The organism is Vibrio sp. 10N.247.311.13, assembly GCF_041467595.1.
Lineage (GTDB): Bacteria > Pseudomonadota > Gammaproteobacteria > Enterobacterales > Vibrionaceae > Vibrio > Vibrio crassostreae_C.
In genome coordinates, this window is the sequence record NZ_JBFSUX010000076.1 from 1 (window position 1) to 21,021 (window position 21,021).

Consider the following 21,021-nt stretch of genomic DNA (forward strand, 5'->3'; position numbering starts at 1 on the left):
GCACGAACAGTGGCGATTACCAGATGGTGATGACCGACGGTTACGGCTCGACAGCGGAAGCGACGGTGACCCTGAAAGAGAGTAACGTGAACGAGGGCCCAGTAGCGATTGATGACACATATGAAACTCATAGTGAGACGCTGCTCTTCTCTGAGTCCTTTGAAAACATGACAAACACAGGTCGTTGGACTGTAGTAACTGGCGACGAACTAGATGATTGGGAAGCAACAAATGGTCTAGAGATTCAGCGTGACGGTCTCATAGCTGAAGCGACAGACGGTGACTACCTCGCTGAGCTTGATGTTCATCAAAACACCGCGATCACAACAAATATTAATACGTCAGACCAAGATAGCGTGCGTGTTGAATTTGATTACAACCCTCGACGAGACGGTAATTCATCTTCTGACATGACGTTTAAAGTCGGTGACACGTTAGTTACTGTTCACGCAGATGGATCTCTATCGGGTGCCGACGGACTTAATGTCCAAATAGGGCAACCTGACGCAAATGGTTGGTATAAGATCACGGCTGAGTTCGAAGTCCAAGGGGACGTTACGGACCTTACATTTGCAGGTGCTGGAGCTTCAGATAGCTATGGTGCGTTGTTAGATAACATTACAGTGACAGGTATTAATCAATCTAAACTTGTTACTGCTGAAGACACGTCTATCACGATTTCTTTTGATGAATTGTTAGCGAATGATACTGACATTGATGGTGATGAGCTCTCAATTGTTGTGGGTTCAATTACCTCCGCGACTAATGGTGAGCTGTTTGTCGACTACACAAACAATACAATTATATTCACACCGGATACCGACTATAACGGGGAGGCAACTTTTAAATATAAAGTGACCGATGGGAACGGTGGGGAAGACGAAGCAGAAGTTACGCTTAATATTACTCCTGTGAACGATGCACCAGTGCTGATAGGTGATTTGTTGGGTGAAGTGGATGAAGAAGGCAGCTACACCATTACGGCTGAGGACTTAGGCTACACGGACGTTGACGATACAGACACAGGCGTGACCTTCACGGTCGGCAACGCGAGCAACGGCACAATCTTAGTGAACGGCGTCGCGTCGAGCAGCTTCACGGTGGCGCAGTTGGCGGCGGGTGAAGTGACGTTCAAACATGACGGCAGCGAAACCAAGTCGGCGTCGTTCGATGTGAATGTTGAAGACGGCAACGAAGATGGTAGCACACCGGTAGACAGCACTTTCAACTTGACGGTGACGCCAGTGAATGATGCGCCGGAGCTGACAGGTGATCTGGCGGCGGAAGTGGACGAGGCAGGCAGCTACACGATCTCGGCAGCTGACTTGGGTTATACAGACGTTGACGATACAGACACAGGCGTGACCTTCACGGTCGGCAACGCGAGCAACGGCACAATCTTAGTGAACGGCGTCGCGTCAAGCAGCTTCACGGTGGCGCAGTTGGCGGCGGGTAAAGTGACGTTTAAACATGACGGCAGCGAAACCACGTCGGCGTCTTTCGATATTAACGTTGAAGACGGCAACGAAGATGGCAGCACACCGGTAGACAGCACGTTCAACTTGACGGTGACGCCAGTGAATGATGCGCCGGAGCTGACAGGCGATCTGTTGGGTGAAATGGATGAAGCAGGCAGCTACACCATCACGGCGGCAGATCTTGGCTACACGGACGTTGACGATACGGACACAGGCGTGAGCTTCACGGTCAGCAACGTGAGTAACGGCACAATCTTAGTGAACGGCGTCGCGTCGAGCAGCTTTACGGTGGCGCAGTTGGCGGCGGGTAAAGTGACGTTTAAACATGACGGCAGCGAAACCACGTCGGCGTCTTTCGATATTAACGTTGAAGACGGCAACGAAGATGGCAGCACACCGGTAGACAGCACGTTCAACTTGACGGTGACGCCAGTCAACGATGCGCCTGTAGCCATCAGTGATTCTTACAAAAACGTTCAAGAAACCATATTGCTCACTGAGTCATTCGAAAATATGGCAAACCCAGCGGGTTGGACGGTTGTTTCTAAAGACCCATCAGAGGTATGGGACTTTACTAATGGTATAGAGATTGAGCGAGACGGCTTAATTGTTGATGCTACCGACGGTGATTTTTACGCAGAGCTAGACCCACATAAAAACACGGTGATGACGACATCAATTGATACGTCGGATCAAGACTCTTTGAGGGTAGAGTTCGATTATAACCCTCGCCAAGACGGCAACTCGTCGTCTGATATGACTTTTACTGTTGGGAATACAACTATTACGCTGCATGCGGATGGAACAGTGACTGCTCCAGAAGGCATTTCTGTAACACTAGATGGTCCGGATAACAAAGGTTGGTATCAAGTAAATGCTGAGTTTGATGTTAGTAGTGATGCTACTTTAATCGCTTTTGCTGGTGCGGGTGAATCTGATTCGCTTGGTGCGTTTATCGATAACATTACAGTTACCGGAATAGATGCACCCAAACTCATAACGGAAGAAGATCAGGCTCTTACTATTAGTGGTAGTGAGCTGTTAGCCAATGATTTCGATGTTGATGGGGATGACATAACCATTTTTTCTGTCAACGCAACCGATGCTACAAACGGTTCTGTTCTGCTGATAGATGGCAATGTCGTGTTTGAACCTAACCAAGACTTCAATGGTGAAGCGACTTTCGAATACACCATTGTTGATACTCATGGTGAAAAAAGCACTACGACAGTGACCGTTAATGTCACACCAGTAAATGATGACCCTATCGCGAACGATGATTCAAGAGCGTTAGGTGATAACCTGATCGTCAATGGTAGCTTTGAAGACTATGAATCGGTATCAAATGCCGGTTGGGGTTCTCGAATCGACCAACTAGATGGTTGGTCCTACGATGCAAGAACTGGTGCTTTAGATTCAGTTCAAGAAGGCTATGCTGTTGATGAAACAGACGGCGATCGTATGATTGATATGGAAGGTAATGGTGACAATGTAACCCTTACTCAACAAATTCAAGGTGTAGAAAGCGGTACCTTATACCAACTGTCTTTTGATACGGCAATGTACGAAAGATTGCCGAGTGCTGAGCTTGAGGTCATTTGGAACGGCGAAGTTGTTGCTACGATCACCCCTGAAAGTAACATAATGCAAACCCAGTTATTGGAATTATTAGGTGGGAGTGGAGATGGTTCAAATACCCTTTCATTTAGAGAAGTTGGCACTGAAGGCGACAAGAGTGGGACTTATCTAGACAATATCAAATTTCAAGAAGTGATTAAAAATCTTCAGACACAAGAAGATGTAACTCTCGATATACCTAGTAGCGAGTTACTTTCGAATGACTCTGATGTTGATGGTGATACGTTAATCATTTTAGATAGTTTAGTGATTGATCCAACATACGGTCAGGTTGAGTTAGTTGAGCTACAAGATGGTTCTCAGACCGTTCGTTACACTCCAGCGGATGACTTCAATGGTATCGCTACGTTTACTTACACAGTTTCTGACGGTAAAGGTGGTACTGATTCCGCCGTGGTTACGATTAATGTCACTCCAGAAAATGATGCTCCAATATTTGTCAAAGATGGAGTGCCGATTGGCGATACTGATCAAATAAGTGTATCGACTAAAGAGGATAACTCTGTATCTGGTAAGGTTACTGCAACCGATATTGACGACACTGACCTGACTTACACGGTGAGCCAACCTACAAACGGTAGTGTTGAGATCGACCCTGAAACGGGCGAGTGGAAGTACACTCCGAACAACGAGTTTGATGGAGATGATTCATTTGTTGTTGCCGTGTCGGACGGTAACGGTGGTACAGATACGGTTGTAGTGAATGTTGATGTATTACCTGTTGCTGAGCTAACAGTTACTGCTGGCCAACCAGTGACAGAAGCAGAAGATGCTTTCTTATCATTTGAAATCAACCTAGATGAGTTTGTCTCTGAGAACGTTGGTCTTGCTCTTACACTAGGGTCGGCAGGGGATACTGCAACTAAAGGTGTCGATTACGAAGACAAGATCTACGTTAAAGATGGACAAGATTATAAAGCGCTTTCAGATCAGGAGCTTGCCGATCTTATTATTGCTAGCGGCTCTGATAGCTTAGAAGTCTTCATCAAGGTTCTTGATGATAAATTGCTTGAGGGTGAAGAGACTGTAACTCTAAATGCTAGCTCAACTAGTGAGTTTGTTGAAAATGACAAACAGGACTCAGGTACAGCTAAGATTGTCGATGAGACAGACACAAACGACAAAGATACCGTTACAGTTGGGCTGACTGGTCCCGATTCAGTTATTGAGGGTGATAAGACAAGTCCATTTACGATTACGCTAAGTGAGCAAGTGCCTGAAGATAGTGTGGTTACTCTTCAGTACTCTTACACAAATGCGAGCAATGAAGATATTGTTGAAGTTATAACTGTAAACGTAGACGCAAATACAAATACAGCGACCTTTGAGATTCAAACTGAACAAGACAACGAATACGAAGTTGGACAAGAGTTTAACGTTAGTGTTGTATCCGTAACCCAAGATGGTACCGATGTATTTGAGAAGCTAGATACTTCTAGTGCTGATAAAAATGTAGCTATTGACGATAGCCATGATAACCCGCCAAAAGCTGAAGACTTCTCTATTTCTCTCAATGCAGATGGCTCTTCGCAAGTTATTTTCGATACCGGGATGGGGACTATCGAAGGTGATGGTACAGACCATATTTCTGATAATGAAGATGATAACGATAATGACGCAGATACAAATCTCGGCGTGATCATCACAGAGCTGCCTGATTCAGGAACTCTTTACTATGTCGATGGTAATAACAAGGTTGAAGTGGTAGTTGGGCAGACGTATGCAGATCCTAACAACATCGTTTATGAAGATGACCAAGAATCAACGGGCTTCTTCTTAGGTGTTGATGATACATCCACATTAGATAAAGGCCCTCATAGCACTGCAGAGTTCCATAACTGGGGTGATGAAGTAGATGCGTATACTCGCGAACTGAAGTTTGATAATGGTGATGTCGTCACCATTACCTCGGAAGGTCGAAATAACGTTGACGCTAAGCCTTTAGTGCAAAACAACAGTCAGCAAGGCCATATGGGTTTCGGTATTGCATCGACTAATCGCGGTATTCACCAAGACGAGGCGATCAACATTGATTTCTCTTCTCGTCCAGCGGACTCAGTAACGGTTGGTCTAAGTGGTTTGGGTGGTTGGTTTGCCCCAAATGCTGATGATAGTGTTCAATCAAGAGCTGAGATTACAGTCACCTTTGATTATGGTAATGGTGTCACAGAAGACAAAACCTTCCTTTATGATGACACCCACAATAATCAAAATGTCACGATTGTCGCTCCTGAAGGTGCTGAGATTGTTTCGGTGGAAGCAAGCACACAAGGACCAGGTAACTGGGAGCTGACTTCTCTTGAAGCTAAGGCGTCAGATTCATTCGAATATAAAGCGGTAGACAGTGATGGTAACGAAAGTGAAGTTAAGACAGTTACTATCGATAAGTCTGGTGATCTGAATGCGAATAACGATCCGCAAGGCTTCGAAGTTAAACTGGGTGAGTTCAGTGAAGACAACGACTCTCCATGGTCAGCCGAAGGCGCTGAGCTAAATGCTAGCTTCAATGGCCAAGATAAAGACTTCGCACACAGCGGCATTAAGATTGGTGTTGCCGGCAAAGTAGGTGGATTGGGTGCTCAGATTGAATATGATCGCGCAGAGCAGCAATCTGAGAAGTTTGAAATCAACTTAGATAGCCCTGCTACTCAGTTTACATTTTCAGTATCTAACTTGTTTAAAAACGAAGGTAATGACGGTGATTTCACTGATAACCATGAACAAGGCAGTTGGGTAGCGTACCTCAATGGCGTAGCGGTTGCAGGTGATACGTTTATTGCTGAAGACGGTAACAATAAAGGTACTTACGAAATAACACCGCTTGGTCCTGATGGTACTCCAATCGCGTTTGATACTGTGGTATTTGAAGCAACTGAGTATTCCAACCAAGCAACGAATGATAATGATGCGTCAGATTACTTCCTAACTGGTTTTAAAGCCTCTAGTGAAGGCGCGTATGCAGTGAATCAAGGCGGCATTCTTGAGATTCCAACATCGAAGCTTGCTGGCATTATCGGTTCTGAGCTTCTAAATAACGATATCGATTCAGATGGCGACAATCTACGTATTACCTATGTATACGGTGAAACGGAAGGTAATGCGTATATCAAAGACGGCATCGTATACTTTGATTTAACTGGCGATGATTTTGTCGGTGAAACAACGTTTAAATATCAGGTTACTGATGATAATGGCCAAATCGCGAGTGCTGAAGTTAATGTTATCGTCAACCCTTTACCGACTCCTTCTAGTGTTGCGTCTGTAGACCTGCTAGCAGACTCAGTAGTTGAAGGTGATGATCTTGGCTTTAAAGTAATTCTGGATTCAAGTGCACTTGTTGAGTCTGTATTGGACGTTACTTTTGGTAAGAACACGGATGCTGCGAATGATTCGGGTGAAGAAAAAGATCTCGACTTGAGTCAGGTTCGTTTTACTAATGGCGTCACCTATGATCAGCAAAGTGGAAAACTGATTGTCCCAATTGGAGTGAAGGACTTTGCAATCTTGATTCCGACAATTGATGACAGTCTCCATGAGATCGCTGAAACCTACACCGTGACTGTTGATGGTGAATCTGCAGTGGGCAGCATTACTGATAACGATGAAGCTCCAACTATCGATACAGTGAGCAACGCGGTTAATCCAAATAATGAACAAGTAATTGAAGGCGATGTAGCTGTCTTCACCGTGAACCTAGTTAACACAAGCAGTCAAGAGACTCAATTCGACTGGTCGTTAAACTCCGGTTCTGCCGAGCTCGGTGATAACAAAGATTTCACCGACAACGTAGAGTTCACTGAGGGAGTGACGCTTGTTAATGGTCAGCTTGTTGTGCCTGCGGGAGTAACGTCGTTTGACATCAAGGTACCAACTAACGAAGACGGCATTGATGAGTTAAATGAGAACTTCACGCTCGAAGTGGGTGGTAAGCAAGGTATTGCGACGATCATTGATAACGATGAAGCACCGCAAGCACAGGACTCACATGTCATTGGCGATGAGGCACAAGCCCAAGGTTCATCGATTACGTTTAAGTGGGCCGATTTCAATGTTTCTGACGCAGATTCTAGTGAATTGTCGATTGTTATCACTAGTGCTCCAGGTGCGGGTGATATGTATCTGTACAACGAATCTACTGATGAATGGGTTCTGTTAAATACTGAAACGATTGGTACAGGAGTATCAGTAAGCCAAGAGCAGATTGAACAAGGTTTCTTGATATTCAACCCAGTAAGCTATGAATCTAGTACATCAATGTTTGATGAAGATAATGTAGTAACTGGTAATAATCAGCAAGATTATGCGGAGTTTAACTACCACAGTTCTGATGGCATCAACACCAGCTCTAGTACGACGATGTCGATTGATATTCGCCCTGATACGACACTTGCCAAGTTAGTTGTAGAAACACCAAATGTAGATTTAGATGAAGGTTTTAAGTTAGAGCAATGGGAGAACCTAGACTTTGATTACAACAATGGTAGCGGTGTCGCTCCGGACGTTGTTGAACAAGCAATCGAGTCTGCAGGTGTTGCCAACACTTCAGAAGTTACACAGACGCCAGACTTTGGCACTCAGAACTCTCCAGCTATCGAAAACATTTCGAGCAAACTTACTGGTTTGGTATTCCTAGTTGCTGGTGAGTCATACGTGTTTAGCGGTCATGCAGATGATTCATTTAGACTTGAAGTCGGTGGTGAAACCATGGCCTCTCAAACTTGGGGCGGAGGCGGTACCTATGAGTCTTCAGCCTTTGTACCATCGGCATCTGGTTGGTACACAATTACTGCATTCCACGACAACGAGGCTGGTCCAGGTAATGCCACTATCAGTGTCGCAGTTGGTGGTAATGAACCCGTAGACTTTAACACGGACAACTTCGATATTGTTCCGGATGTAAGTTCGCTTGAGGATAAAGTTAATATCGGGGCACAGGTTGAACATGAATCCTTAGAGGGTGGTTATTACCCAGCGTTCGATATTAATGAAGGGCTGGAAGATACCTTTATCAATGTCTCTAAGATAACTACGCAGCTTGTTGATACCGATGGTTCAGAGACGTTGAGACTCGTCGTGTCCGGTTTGCCTGAAGGTTCAATTGTTAAACTTGGAGATCAGGAGCTTGTTGTTAATGCTGATGGTGAAGTTGATATATCTGCTTGGTTAACATCAAATGGTACTGCCGAAACAGTGCTCGCTGATCTGATGATTCAGGTTGATGAGCCAGGCACTTATAACGTTAAGATTGAAGCGATTTCAGACGAGATTGTCGGAGATACCAGTGAGATTTCGAACGGGGCCTTCGACTTGATTGTTCATCCAGTGTCTGTTGGACCGGATGCTGAGAGTAAGGAAGCCTTTGGACAAGAAGATACTATTTTAGTGCTATCGATTGATGATTTTGGGATTGAGTCTGGCAACGATATAGTGATAACTCATCAACCACTCGATGGAGCGTTGGTGATTAACCTTGGTACTGTTCAAGAGCCAAATTGGCAGCCACTAAACTCGAGTCAGATTACATCGGCTCAATTAATTTCAGGCGTGATCGGCTTTAATCCAGATGCTAACGAATCTGGTTATGACGGCTTTAATGTTGATGGTGTAGGCAATAAATCGAATGACTACGCTGAAATTAAGTTCAAGGCTGTAAACGAGAATGGTACGTCAGAAGAGCATACGCTTACGGTAGATATTACGCCTGTGGCTGATGCCCCATTAGTAGCTGTTTCCATTGGGGATATTACCTTTTCCAACGGTATCGACGTATATCAAGAACTTGTTGGGTTCTCCCAGTTGACTACTACAGAGAAAAACACACTACTTACAGAACTTAAATTAGATGGTTTTGAGGAAGGCAGAGTACTTAACGCGGATATTCATGAGCACTTACATCAAGGCGGATCTAAGGACAAGCTTTATGTTGGTGACCAAAGTCAGGACTCGGACCACTATATAGGTGGTGCGGGCAACGATTGGTTCGTATCAGGCGCTGGAAATGACAAAATTGAAGGTGATGAAACTACCAGTGATATAGGTGTCGATGGGTATGACACTGTAATTTACTCAGGTCCAGTTTCTCAGTACATAATCACAGATCTAGGCGATCATGGTGGAGGTGTCGGCCACTGGCTAGTGCGAGATACGAAGGGGACCGATACACCTAATGATCAATATACTCCTTCTGATGAAAATGGAGACCACTTATATGAAATTGAACGATTGATTTTCTCTGATGCTATCGTTGAACTAAACAACATAGATGGAAGCTATCGTATTGTTCAACAACAGGAAATCCCTGTCGATATAACGGTTTCTTTGCAAGATACGGATGGCAGTGAAATCATTAAAGGTGATTCGGTTACGGTGAGTGGTATTCCGTCAGGGGCGAAACTGTATGTAGATGGAGTACTGCAAACGCCAGTCAATGGTACAAGTAATTACATACTTGCACTTGCTGTTGATGCAGCTGGAGTTGTGGGGACGGTAAGTGCTCAATTAGTATTCCCGGCGGATTATACTGGAAATCGTGATTTTGGTATTACAGTTGAAGCAGTTAGTGAAGAGCAATATGTTACGGGAGCGGACAAATTTGCAAGCTCTACGGCAACTGCAGAAATTGAGGTTCCTGAGCCCGTAACACCAACCACGATTAGTTCTTCTGGAGATGTCACCGACACGATTACCGTAGATGGAGCTGACCTTCAATGGCAGAAGCATCAATTCTCTGTTGGGAATACAGAAAATGAGAGAACATCAACGTTTGATAATACAAACACCGATTACCTTGTTGATGTTGGCAAAGGTGGTGATTACGTTCAACTAGGAGGTGGAAACGACACGGTTTACCTTGGGGGGAGTGAGTCATTAGCCAAGAACCCTAAAGACGGTGCGGCTGAGCGTGATGATTTTGTATCGGAAGGCGATAGTTATAGACCAAGTATGAATAAGAATGACAGCATCGATATTGCTTTCACTGGTGACGGTAACGATACAGTTTACGGACAAGCAGGTATCGACGCTATCGATGGTGGTACTGGTAATGACTACTTAGATGGTGGGAGTGGTGATGACGCACTTAAAGGTGGAGTTGGTCAAGATACGCTGATTGGTGGTCTCGGAAACGATATCCTTATTGGTGGTGATGACGCTGATATATTCAAGTGGGTTGATGGTGATTTAGATGGAAGTACCGATCGAATCTCCGATTTTAGCATCGCGGAAGGAGATAAGGTTGATTTGTCTGACTTATTTGCTGATGCGCCAACTCAACAACAAGTCACTGAGTTGTTAGACAACATCGAGGTTGAAGGAGGCGAAGTTAACTCCGCCATGGTTGTAGAAAAAGATGGGCAGCAAGTTAAAATTGAATTTGATGGCCTCTCCACTGCAGACTTGACGAATAGTTTGTCTGACATCCTAGTTATTAAAGACGATTGAGTTTGCTGATACTAATAAAAAACCGAGATTGAAGAATCTCGGTTTTTTATGAACTGTAACGCTGTTTCTTAGACTGGTAATTTGTATTTAAAGAACCTTACAAGCAAAACCTTTTAGGTAGAAGCCTTCTGGGTAAGCAGTGTCAGTTAGATGGTCAGCTGCTTGCTCGAAGCGTTCTACGAACTTAACAGTGCGGCCTGCGTCTAATGCTGCATCAGCGATGATTTTTTGGAACAAATCAGTACCCATTAAGCCAGAGCAAGAGTAGGTGAGTAGAGTGCCACCTGGTTTCAGGATTTGCATCGCAAGCATGTTAACGTCTTTGTAGCCGTTAGCGCCTGAAGTTAGGTTATTCTTGCTTGAAACAAACTTTGGTGGGTCCATGATCACTACGTCAAACTTAGTGCCTTGATCACGGTACTCACGAAGCAGTTTGAAAACGTCAGCGTTTAGGAATACAGCGCGCTTTTTCGAGATATCAAACTCATTAAGTTCAGCGTTGAACTTAGCGGTATCAAGAGCAAGTTGAGATACGTCAGCGTTGATAACACGCTTCGCGTCGCCTTTAAGTGCGTAAAGGCCAAAGCCACCTGTATATGAGAAACAGTTAAGGACATCTTTGCCTTTAACGTACTTCATCGATTCTTTGCGGCTATCACGTTGGTCCATGTAGAAGCCTGTTTTGTGGCCTTCCATAATGTTCACGCTGATTTTAACGCCATTTTCTTCAATCACGATAGATTTTGGTGGCTCTTCACCATGAAGAACGCCGACAACTTGTTCTAGGCCTTCTTTCTTACGAACTGCCACGTCTGAACGCTCGTAGATGTTGCAGTCAGGGAAGCACTCGATTAACGCTTCAACCAATACGCTTTTGTTAAACTCAGCGCCAGCACTTAGCAGTTGGCAAACAAGAAAGTCTTGGTATTTGTCGATTGTGATACCTGGTAAGCCATCAGACTCTGCGGCCGTTAGGCGGTAGCCCGTTAGACCATCACGTTCGATAATGTCTTCTCGTAAAGACTGTGCGTCTTGAATTCGTTTTACGAAGAACGCCTTGTTGATCTCTTCTTTTTCAAATGTCCAAACACGAGCTCGAATTTGAGATTCTGGTGAGTAAGCCGCTTTTGCAAGCCACTGACCATTTTGAGCATATACGTCTACAGTTTCACCTTGTTTTGGTTCGCCTTCGACCTTATCGATACCGCGTGAAAATACCCAAGGGTGTTTGCGGCGTAGTGATTTATCTCGGCCTTTAGCTAGATGAATTGAAGGAGTCATAATTTACTCTGTTTGTTGAATTTGAAGGAGGGGTATTGTCGGGGAAGTGCAGGTGAAAAGCAAATAAGAAAGGGCTGCAGAAGCAGCCCTAGTAATGATTAATCAACACATTGTGGTGGATATCAGTATTAAGCTTTAAGACCTGTCAGCAAACCTTCCATCGTATCGCTTTGTTTACGAAGTTGGTCAACATTGGAATTACTCTTACTGATCATCTCGCAGATACTGTCTGATTGATGGCGAATCTCTTCAACACTCTGTGCAATGTTGTCAGCGACTACGCCTTGTTCTTCAGCCGCGGTAGCAATTTGAGTGCTGCTATCTGAAATAGACTGGTTTTTTTCCGCTAATGAACCGATCTCGACGTTCACTTCTGACATCAGTGTTTGGCCTTCGTTAGCATTGTTCACCGTGACTTCCATCAGCTTGGTCAGTGATTGACTGTTACGTTGTAATGATTCAATCATGCTTTGGATTTCAACCGTTGCTTGCTGAGTACGACCGGCAAGGGCACGAACTTCATCGGCAACAACAGCAAATCCACGACCTTGCTCGCCAGCACGTGCGGCTTCGATAGCTGCGTTCAACGCTAACAGGTTAGTCTGTTCAGAAATACCGTTGATGGTTGTGACTACTTCATCGATCTGCGCCGCGTTGGCATCCAGTTCTTCTACTGCTTGTGAAGCGGACTGGATCTCTTGAGATAGGCTAGAGATAGACTCCAGTGTATTTGAAACCTTGACTTGACCGCTCTGAGCAACGCCGCGAGCGTCCATCGTTTGTGAGCTAGACGCATGAGCAAGGGTAGCGACTTCGCGAATGGTAGCCGCCATTTGTTCCGTTGCACTTGCTAAGCTATTCAGGTGTTCTTGTTGGTTACCTGAGATGTCTGAACTTTGTTGTGTTGACTGGTTCAAGTCCGAGCTGATCTGCTGCATGAGAGCGACAGACTCTTGGATTGATAGAACCATGTTTTGTTCACGCTCCGCAACTTTATCGATTGTAATCGCGATTTCACTGAACTCGTCACGAACTAAGAAGTAGTTCATGCGGCAAGTTAAGTCGCCATTCGCAAGCGTGTTCAGAGCTTTGTTCATAGAGAACATCGCGCCGCCAATAAAGGTCATGATGTAGTAAACACCTAGTGCGATAAGCGTTAGGGTTACAGCGATGATAGAAACCTGAGTCGTCGATAGAGCAGACCAAAGGTTTTGGTCATGGTTAGCAACTAGGCTGAACGCTCCATTCATCACTGAAACAGAACCAGCACCGTAGCCTAAAGAGATAGTTTCAGAGCTGCTGACAAGCTGAGCTACTTGATCTTTAGTGAGTTGACCCGCTTCGATAAGCCCTTTCATCAAGAGCATTTCTTCTTGATAAAGGTGAGCAAGTAAAGAGTCCGCGGCACTATCTAAAACGAGAGTTAATATAACCAGGGCGAGAAGAGGCAATAAGAAGAGTAGATAGAACTTTTCTTGGATTTTTAGGTGAATGAGATATTTGTCAATCCAACGAAATGGGATTTCTTTCATAATCGTTATACTCGAAGTAAGTCCACCAATAAGCGGTGAATGAATAGAAACTCGACTATATCATTCATATAATTTATGAGGCAACGTTATGGAAAGTTCACAATATATTTTTGTCGTGTCAGGCGTAGTTCAATGTGTTGGGTTCCGTTACCACACCAGTAGGCAGGCGCAAGCTATGGGTCTCTCAGGTTATGCAAAGAACTTAAATGATGGTCGAGTTGAAGTGTTAGTTGTCGGAGAGAGTCAGCAAATTGAGAAGTTACATGCTTGGCTCTATATTGGCCCTTCGAGCGCAACAGTAGACAACGTTGTGATGCATCAAGTTAAAGATAGTGAGCGCCAAGACGTACGCATAGGGGCGTTTAAAATACTGTAGTTGTAGCACTACAGTATTTTATATTGAACGTAACTTAATGACCTAAAGCGGGTTAGGTTTTACAAGCACTTTGCTGGTTTAGGTAAACCGGCGAGCTTGGTCGCTTGTTTTGCAGGGCCTTTTTTGAATAACTTGAAAAGGTACTTACTATTGCCTTTTTCTGGGCCGTGAGCTTTTTCCATTGCTTTAACGAGCATGCGAACCGCTGGTGAGGTGTTGAACTCTTCGTAAAAGCTCCTTACAAAATGTACGACTTCTAAGTGTGCATCTGTAAGTTCAATCGCCTCGTCTTGAGCAAGAATTTCAATCATGCCTTCTTCCCATTGCGTGTAATCCAATAGGTAGCCTTGAGCGTCGGTTTCGATTTGCTTGCCGTTATATTCAAACATGTTTAATCCAGAATCCAATTAACTATGCGGATAGGGTACATGACCAAGTTTGTCTTTCTCAACAGAAATTGTAGCTATCCAATGAAATATCGTACTTATAGATACAAAAAAGCCCAAGAGGTAGGCTCTTGGGCTAGATATTCTTCAATGATGGGAACGATTAGTCGTCGCTGCCCATGATGCCTAGGATGCTTAGTAGGCTGATGAAGATGTTGTAGATCGATACGTACAAGCTGATCGTTGCAGAGATGTAGTTTGTTTCACCGCCACGAATGATGTTTTGCGTTGTAAGCAAGATAACACCAGTCGAGAACAGGATGAACATACCGCTCATTGCCAATGATAGTAGAGGCATTTGTAGGAAGATGTTTGCAACCATACCTACAAGTAGTACTACGAAACCCGCTAATAGCATGCCATTAAGGAACGACAGGTCACGCTTAGTTGTTAGTGCGTAAGCTGATGCGCCCATAAACGCCAGTGCTGTACCGCCAAGTGCAGTTAGGATGACATCACCCATGCCTGCGCCAACGTACATGTTTAAGATTGGACCGATGGTGTAGCCTAAGAAACCTGTAAATAGGAATGTGAAGACTAGACCCATGCTGTTGTCACGGTTCTTTTCTGTTAGGAAAAGTAGGCCGTAGAAGCCAACGAGCATGATAATAAGACCCGGGCGAGGAAGGTTCATCGCCATGGATACGCCTGCTACAACAGCAGACCAAAGTAGTGTCATAGACAGTAATGCGTAGGTGTTACGCAACACTTTATTGGTTTGCAGAGCACTTTCTTGAGATGCTGTGCGTGAAAACATAGGGCTGTTCATAATCTTCCTCGTAAGGTGACTTCAATAGTTATTAGTACATTTATGGGGGTGAAAGTTCGAAAAATCAAGTCTCTCATTCCTCTTGTATGCGTAAAATAATAATCAAAATAGTCGGTTAAGTGTTTCTGAAGGTGTAACAAAGTATTTCTTAAAGTGCAGTTAAGGTTCGTTGTTCAATTTTAATCGCACTGAATCGCTGTTTATAATCTTGAAAAACTAATTATAACACTGAAAACAAAGAGGCGACCTAAGCCGCCTCTGTAGTTTATGCATCATAACACATTAGTGGTGTAAGATTTGGCTTAAGAAGTTCTGCGTTCTGTCTGATTGTGGGTTTTCAAAGAAATCGACAGGGTTGTTCTCTTCTATGATTTCACCGGCATCCATGAAGATAACGCGATCCGCGACCTCTTTAGCAAAGCCCATCTCGTGCGTTACACAAAGCATCGTCATGCCTTCTTCTGCAAGCTCAACCATTACGTCTAACACCTCACGAACCATTTCTGGATCGAGCGCCGACGTTGGCTCATCAAACAGCATCACTTGAGGGTTCATACACAAAGAGCGAGCGATAGCTACACGCTGCTGTTGACCACCTGAAAGCTGACCTGGGAACTTGTCCGCTTGCTCAGGGATTTTTACGCGCTCTAGGTACTTCATTGCAATCGCTTCGGCTTCTTCTTTTGGCATCTTTTTGACCCAGATTGGAGCCAGAGTACAGTTCTCTAATACCGTCAGATGTGGAAATAGATTGAAGTGTTGGAAACACATGCCGACATCTCTACGCACGGCTTCGATGTTCTTTAGGTCTTCCGTTAATTCATTACCTGAAACGAAGATATGACCTTTTTGGTGCTCTTCTAATCGGTTGATGCAGCGGATCATCGTTGATTTACCAGAGCCTGAAGGGCCACAGATAACGATTTTCTCGCCTTTTTTAACTTCTAAATTGATGTTCTTAAGTACGTGGAATTCACCGTACCACTTGTTCATGTCTTTCAACTCGATCATAAGACCTTGAGAGTTGTTTTCTGTCTGCTGCGTCATAATACGTCCTTGATCTTGTTAATTATCGTTTGTGACCGGTGTGAAGTCTGTTTTCTAGCCATATCGAATATCTCGACATGCCAAAACAAAACACCCAGAACACTAACGCGACAAATACATAACTTTCTGTTGAATACCCAAGCCATTCAGGGTCGGTATTCGCGGCTTGGCCAATTCCTAGTACATCAAACATACCAATAATCAAAACAAGACTGGTATCTTTAAACAAACCAATGAAGGTGTTCACAATTGAAGGAATCGTGATTTTAAGAGCTTGAGGTAGAATGATAAGCCCAGTCTTTTTCCAGTAGCTTAACCCCAGAGCATCAGCTGCTTCGTATTGGCCTTTTGGTATTGCTTGTAGACCACCTCGAATTACTTCGGCCATGTAGGCTGCACTGAATAGAACTACCCCTACAAGTGCTCGAATGAGCTTATCGGTTTCTGTCCCTTCTGATAAAAAGAGTGGCAGCATTACTGAAGCCATGAATAGAACTGTAATGAGCGGTACGCCACGCCAAATTTCGATGTATACGGTACACATACTGCGAATGATCGGCATCTCTGAGCGGCGCCCAAGAGCAAGTGCAACACCAATAGGGAGTGACACTACAATACCAACAAGTGCGATGACCAGTGTAACCAGTAGGCCGCCCCATTTATGGGTATCAACAACTTCTAACCCAAAGACGCCACCGTATAGCAAGCCAGCAATGATAAATGGGAAGATGTTGACGAAGAACAACCAAATCCACGTACGTTTAGGTGTTTTTTCATAAGCCAGTAAGGCTACAAAAATGGCCAACGTTGCATAGAAGAGGCGAGGTCGCCACAGTTCAGCTTCTGGGTAGAAGCCATACATGAATTGGTCCCAACGAACGCTGATAAAAACCCAACAAGCGCCTTCGCTAGTACAGGCATCACGTGTGGTTCCTATCCAGTCGGCACTGATGAATGCCCAATCCGCTATTGCCCATAATAGGGTGAAAGCAAAGTAAGCAAGAATCACAGTGACGACGCTGTTAACAGGTCCATTAAATAGATTTTTTCTTAACCAACCGACTGGCCCAACGGTATTCGCTGGAGGCGGAAGATCAGGTTGAAATTGATGTGTACTCATCTTATCTCTCCACCAATGCTACTTTGCGGTTGTATATGTTCATTAGAGCGGACGTTAATAGGCTCAAGGTTAGGTAGACGCCCATTGTCATCGCGATTACTTCGATAGCTTGTCCAGTTTGGTTAAGTGTTGTTCCTGCAAATACAGAGACAAGATCAGGATAACCAATGGCCATCGCAAGTGATGAGTTTTTGGTCAGGTTTAGATACTGACTGGTTAGTGGTGGGATAATGATTCTTAATGCTTGTGGAATAATGACAAGCTTTAGAGTTCTAGAACGTGGGATGCCTAGAGACATCGCAGCCTCAGTTTGCCCATGGTTTACCGCGTTAATACCTGAACGAACAATCTCAGCAATGAACGCTGCTGTATAGATACTTAAAGCGAGCATCAATGCAGCAAGCTCAGGGATTATCGTAACACCACCCTTGAAGTTAAACCCTTTCAACACAGGGTAATCTGCAGAGATAGGCATGCCCATAACAAAGTAAGTTATCAACGGTAAGCCTAAAATCAACGCAGCGGCAATTCGCAACATCGGTGTTTGTTGGCCGGTCAGTTTCTGTCTGTTCTTAGCCCAGATGTTGATAATAAACGTAGCGATAATACCGACAATCAATGATGCGATGACAATGCTACTGCCTTGCTCAAAGACTGGAGCAGGGAAGTACAACCCGCGTACGTTCAAGAAAATTGCTTCACCTAGACTCATACTTTGACGAGCAGAAGGCAAGGCTTGTAGAACGGCGAAATACCAGAAAAAGATTTGTAATAGCAGAGGGATATTTCGGAATATCTCTATGTAGACAGCTGCAAATCGGCTAACTAGCCAGTTTGAAGAGAGCCTAGCGATACCCATACTAAAGCCCAGCACTGTCGCTAGCATGATGCCGAGTACTGAAACCAAAGCGGTATTGAGAAGACCGATAAAGAATGTACGACCGTATGAGTAGGTCTCGTCGTATTCAATCAGTGTTAAGCCGATACCAAAACCAGCTTCTTGGGAGAGAAAATCAAAACCAGTGGTGATACCACGGGAATCTAAGTTTGTGAGTGCATTATTTACAATCGTGTAAAAGAAAGCACAAAGCGCCCCGACGGCGATAATTTGGAAAATGATGGAGCGAAAAGTGGGGTTGTAAAATAAGTTGGCACTTTTGGGCTGTGGCTTTGCCTGAGCTGGAGAAATAGTTTCATTAGGTTTCATACTACTATAACCTCAAATCCATTTAATAAATAGGGCGGAAAACTCCGCCCTAATTGATGCTTGAAAATTTATTAACGGATTGGTGGAGCGTACATAAAGCCGCCCGCATTCCATAATGCATTTACACCACGAGAGATTTGAAGTGGAGAACCTGTACCAACAGTACGCTCAAAACTCTCACCGTAGTTACCAACTTGCTTAATTACTTGGTAACCCCAGTCGTCGCGAATGCCAAGGCCTTTACCTTTAGGACCGTCTACACCAAGAATACGTTTGATGTTTGGATCTTTTGACTTAAGCATTTCGTCTGCATTTTTAGAAGAGATGCCGTATTCTTCCGCGTTAATCATTGCTGAAAGTGTCCACTTAGCAACGTTAAACCATTGATCATCATCTTGACGAACAACAGGGCCTAGAGGCTCTTTAGAGATGATTTCAGGAAGTACTTCTGCAGATTTAGGATCAGCTAGGTTTAGGCGAAGTGCGTATAGACCAGATTGGTCAGTTGTTAGTACGTCACAACGACCTGCGTCGAAACCTTTCGATGTTTGTGCTGCCGTATCGAATACCACTGGCTTGTAAGACATGCCACTGTTACGGAAGTAGTCGGCTAGGTTAAGTTCAGTTGTTGTACCTGATTGAACACATACAGAAGCGCCATCAAGCTCTTGAGCACTTGTTAGGCCAAGTTCTTTCTTAACCATGAAGCCTTGACCATCGTAGTAGTTAACGCCTACGAAGTTCAGACCTAGAGCAGTGTCACGATGTAATGTCCATGTTGTGTTACGAGATAGTACGTCGATTTCGCCAGATTGAAGCGCAGTAAAACGCTCTTTTGCTGTTAGAGGTACATACTTAACTTTAGTCTTGTCACCGAGTACAGCCGCTGCAAGAGCTTGACAATACTCAACATCAATTCCTTCCCATTCACCTTTTGAGTTAGGGTTAGAGAACCCTGGAAGACCGGTACTTACACCACAAGTTAGAAAACCTTGAGATGTGACTTTGTCCAGAGTGCTTTCTGCCGCTGATGCCGATGTTGCCATCATCGCAGTTGATGCAGCTACTACTGAAGCAAGAAGTGTTAGTTTATTTGTCATTTGTATCCTTCCTTGTTAACCAGGTGACACCTGATACTCGTGCTCGTTTGAGTTTCTCTTATGTGTTGCGTTTTCTATGACCTTGTTATTCAAATTAAACGAGTTGCATTTTGCAAATGAAACTGTGTGCGATTTAAACAACTGTTTATAAGGTTAGGAAAGGATCCGTAGTTTCACAAATGTATAATTTAAAAAGAATTTTGAATGAAATCACAAATCCGAACACAATTAGAATGACTAAATGTTAAGTGAATGTAAATAGTGCAACGGTTCACACTGTTGGTGCAACGAGATTTAGATTTTTATATTGATAATCGACTAGATAAATATTCTGAATCAACATCACAATGATGAAATATTAAACTTAAGAAATGTTGAAATTTGGTCAATAAATATTTTTATTACACTTCGATAGTTATGAATATGCTCCAAATTTGGTAGCATGGCTGAATAGTTATTGAAGTAGTCTCAAGGAAGAACATGCGTTATTTCCCAATGTTTTTGGATGTAGAAAATAAGCCAATCTTAGTGGTTGGTGGGGGTGAGGTTGCTTGCCGTAAAGTCGATAGCTTACTACGAGCGGGAGCGGATGTGACTTTGGTGTCTCCCAAGGTAGCGCCTTACTTAAAGCAGCTTGTGGACGAGAACAAGCTTCACTGGGTTCAAAACTTTTACTCGTCACAGATCATATCGAAAAATTACTTGCAGGTTTGGGCCACAACAGACAACCCAAGCTTGAATCACCAAGTGTATAATGATGCGAAAAAACTGGGCATTTTAGTCAATGTGGTTGACGATCTTCCTTACTGCGACTTCATCACACCTTCGATGATAAATCGCGGCAGAATCCAAATTGCCATCTCTAGTGGCGGGGCATCACCTGTTTTAGTAAGAAATATCAGAGAAAAACTCGAAACGGTATTGCCACAAAACATAGGTTTGATAGCAGACTTCGGTGCATCAAAACGCAATTCAATCAAAGAGTCATTCCCAACCGTCGACGAGCGTCGTAAATTTTGGGAGCGTTTCTTGTCATCCAGCTTTATCGAGCAGGTGAATGACAGAGAGCAGTTAGAGTCTTACTACCAGCAAGCGCTAACCGAAGGCATTGATAGCGAAGGGCAGGTCACTTGGATTGAATTCGAGCAAGATGTCGAGCTGCTGTCTATGAAGGCTTTACGTTTGATGCAGGAGGCAGAGCTCGTACTTTCACCGAGCGATTGTCCATTTGAATTTATCGACCTGTGCCGCCGAGATGCAGAAAGAGAGAGCTACGCCAACAGCGGAGAGCTATCAACAAAGCTTGAGCAAGCAAGAGCAGAGAAATTACGAGTGTGTGTGTTTATTCCACCAGCAAGCGTAGAGTTTAATCTGTTGGTCGGCAAAGACCTAAAATTGTCAGCAGCCCAAGTACTCAGTTGAGGTAATTGCTTCTAGTTGAAATGAGAGCTTTCTGGTTGTTTGAAATCGGCTAGAGGCTCGGAATAAAACTAAAGCTGGACCAGATAAATAAAAAGCCACTTCAAAAGAAGTAATGCCGATCGTTTAAGAAGACTTGAACGATCCTGCAGTTAGCAGATAATCCCC

At 44.1% G+C, this 21,021-nt stretch carries 11 protein-coding genes; 3 read left to right on the top strand and 8 right to left on the bottom strand.

The annotated features are described in order from the left end of the window. Window positions 1-23: 23 nt before the first annotated feature. On the top strand, window positions 24-10,556 hold the full coding sequence (locus tag AB6E52_RS20840) for a tandem-95 repeat protein (protein WP_372189973.1): 10,533 nt from the start codon (window positions 24-26) through the stop codon (window positions 10,554-10,556). A gap of 87 nt (window positions 10,557-10,643) precedes the next feature. On the opposite strand, the gene AB6E52_RS20845 is transcribed toward AB6E52_RS20840, so the two are convergent. Beyond that, complete coding sequence (locus AB6E52_RS20845; protein ID WP_017059708.1) at window positions 10,644-11,837, bottom strand: class I SAM-dependent methyltransferase; 1,194 nt, start codon at window positions 11,835-11,837, stop codon at window positions 10,644-10,646. Window positions 11,838-11,965: 128 nt separating this feature from the next. Continuing rightward, complete coding sequence (locus AB6E52_RS20850) at window positions 11,966-13,369, bottom strand: methyl-accepting chemotaxis protein (RefSeq protein ID WP_102319806.1); 1,404 nt, start codon at window positions 13,367-13,369, stop codon at window positions 11,966-11,968. 88 nt (window positions 13,370-13,457) lie between these two features. Between AB6E52_RS20850 and yccX the strand changes: the two genes are divergently transcribed. Next, on the top strand, window positions 13,458-13,745 hold the full coding sequence (yccX, locus tag AB6E52_RS20855; protein WP_017059706.1) for an acylphosphatase: 288 nt from the start codon (window positions 13,458-13,460) through the stop codon (window positions 13,743-13,745). A gap of 59 nt (window positions 13,746-13,804) precedes the next feature. Here the strand turns inward: yccX and AB6E52_RS20860 are convergent, their stop codons facing one another. From AB6E52_RS20860 to AB6E52_RS20885, 6 genes are all read right to left on the bottom strand, one after another. Continuing rightward, complete coding sequence (locus AB6E52_RS20860; protein WP_017057205.1) at window positions 13,805-14,134, bottom strand: TusE/DsrC/DsvC family sulfur relay protein; 330 nt, start codon at window positions 14,132-14,134, stop codon at window positions 13,805-13,807. A gap of 160 nt (window positions 14,135-14,294) precedes the next feature. Further along, on the bottom strand, window positions 14,295-14,960 hold the full coding sequence (locus tag AB6E52_RS20865; RefSeq protein ID WP_017057206.1) for a Bax inhibitor-1/YccA family protein: 666 nt from the start codon (window positions 14,958-14,960) through the stop codon (window positions 14,295-14,297). A gap of 282 nt (window positions 14,961-15,242) precedes the next feature. Further along, window positions 15,243-16,007 carry an amino acid ABC transporter ATP-binding protein gene (locus tag AB6E52_RS20870; protein WP_017059704.1) on the bottom strand — a complete coding sequence of 255 codons (765 nt, stop codon included), beginning with the start codon at window positions 16,005-16,007 and terminating at the stop codon, window positions 15,243-15,245. A gap of 22 nt (window positions 16,008-16,029) precedes the next feature. After that, window positions 16,030-17,127 (bottom strand): amino acid ABC transporter permease, encoded by a 1,098-nt coding sequence (locus tag AB6E52_RS20875; protein ID WP_102319807.1) that lies wholly within the window; start codon window positions 17,125-17,127, stop codon window positions 16,030-16,032. 1 nt (window position 17,128) lies between these two features. Further along, window positions 17,129-18,334: an amino acid ABC transporter permease gene (locus AB6E52_RS20880; protein ID WP_017063829.1), complete on the bottom strand. Its 1,206-nt coding sequence runs from the start codon at window positions 18,332-18,334 to the stop codon at window positions 17,129-17,131. Between the two features lie 71 nt (window positions 18,335-18,405). After that, a complete protein-coding gene (locus tag AB6E52_RS20885) occupies window positions 18,406-19,434 on the bottom strand; it encodes an amino acid ABC transporter substrate-binding protein (RefSeq protein ID WP_017059701.1) in 1,029 nt (342 codons plus the stop codon). A 480-nt stretch (window positions 19,435-19,914) separates the two neighbouring features. On the opposite strand from AB6E52_RS20885, the gene AB6E52_RS20890 reads away from it, so the two are divergent. Continuing rightward, window positions 19,915-20,856 (top strand): bifunctional precorrin-2 dehydrogenase/sirohydrochlorin ferrochelatase, encoded by a 942-nt coding sequence (locus tag AB6E52_RS20890; RefSeq protein ID WP_017059700.1) that lies wholly within the window; start codon window positions 19,915-19,917, stop codon window positions 20,854-20,856. Window positions 20,857-21,021 lie beyond the last annotated feature (165 nt).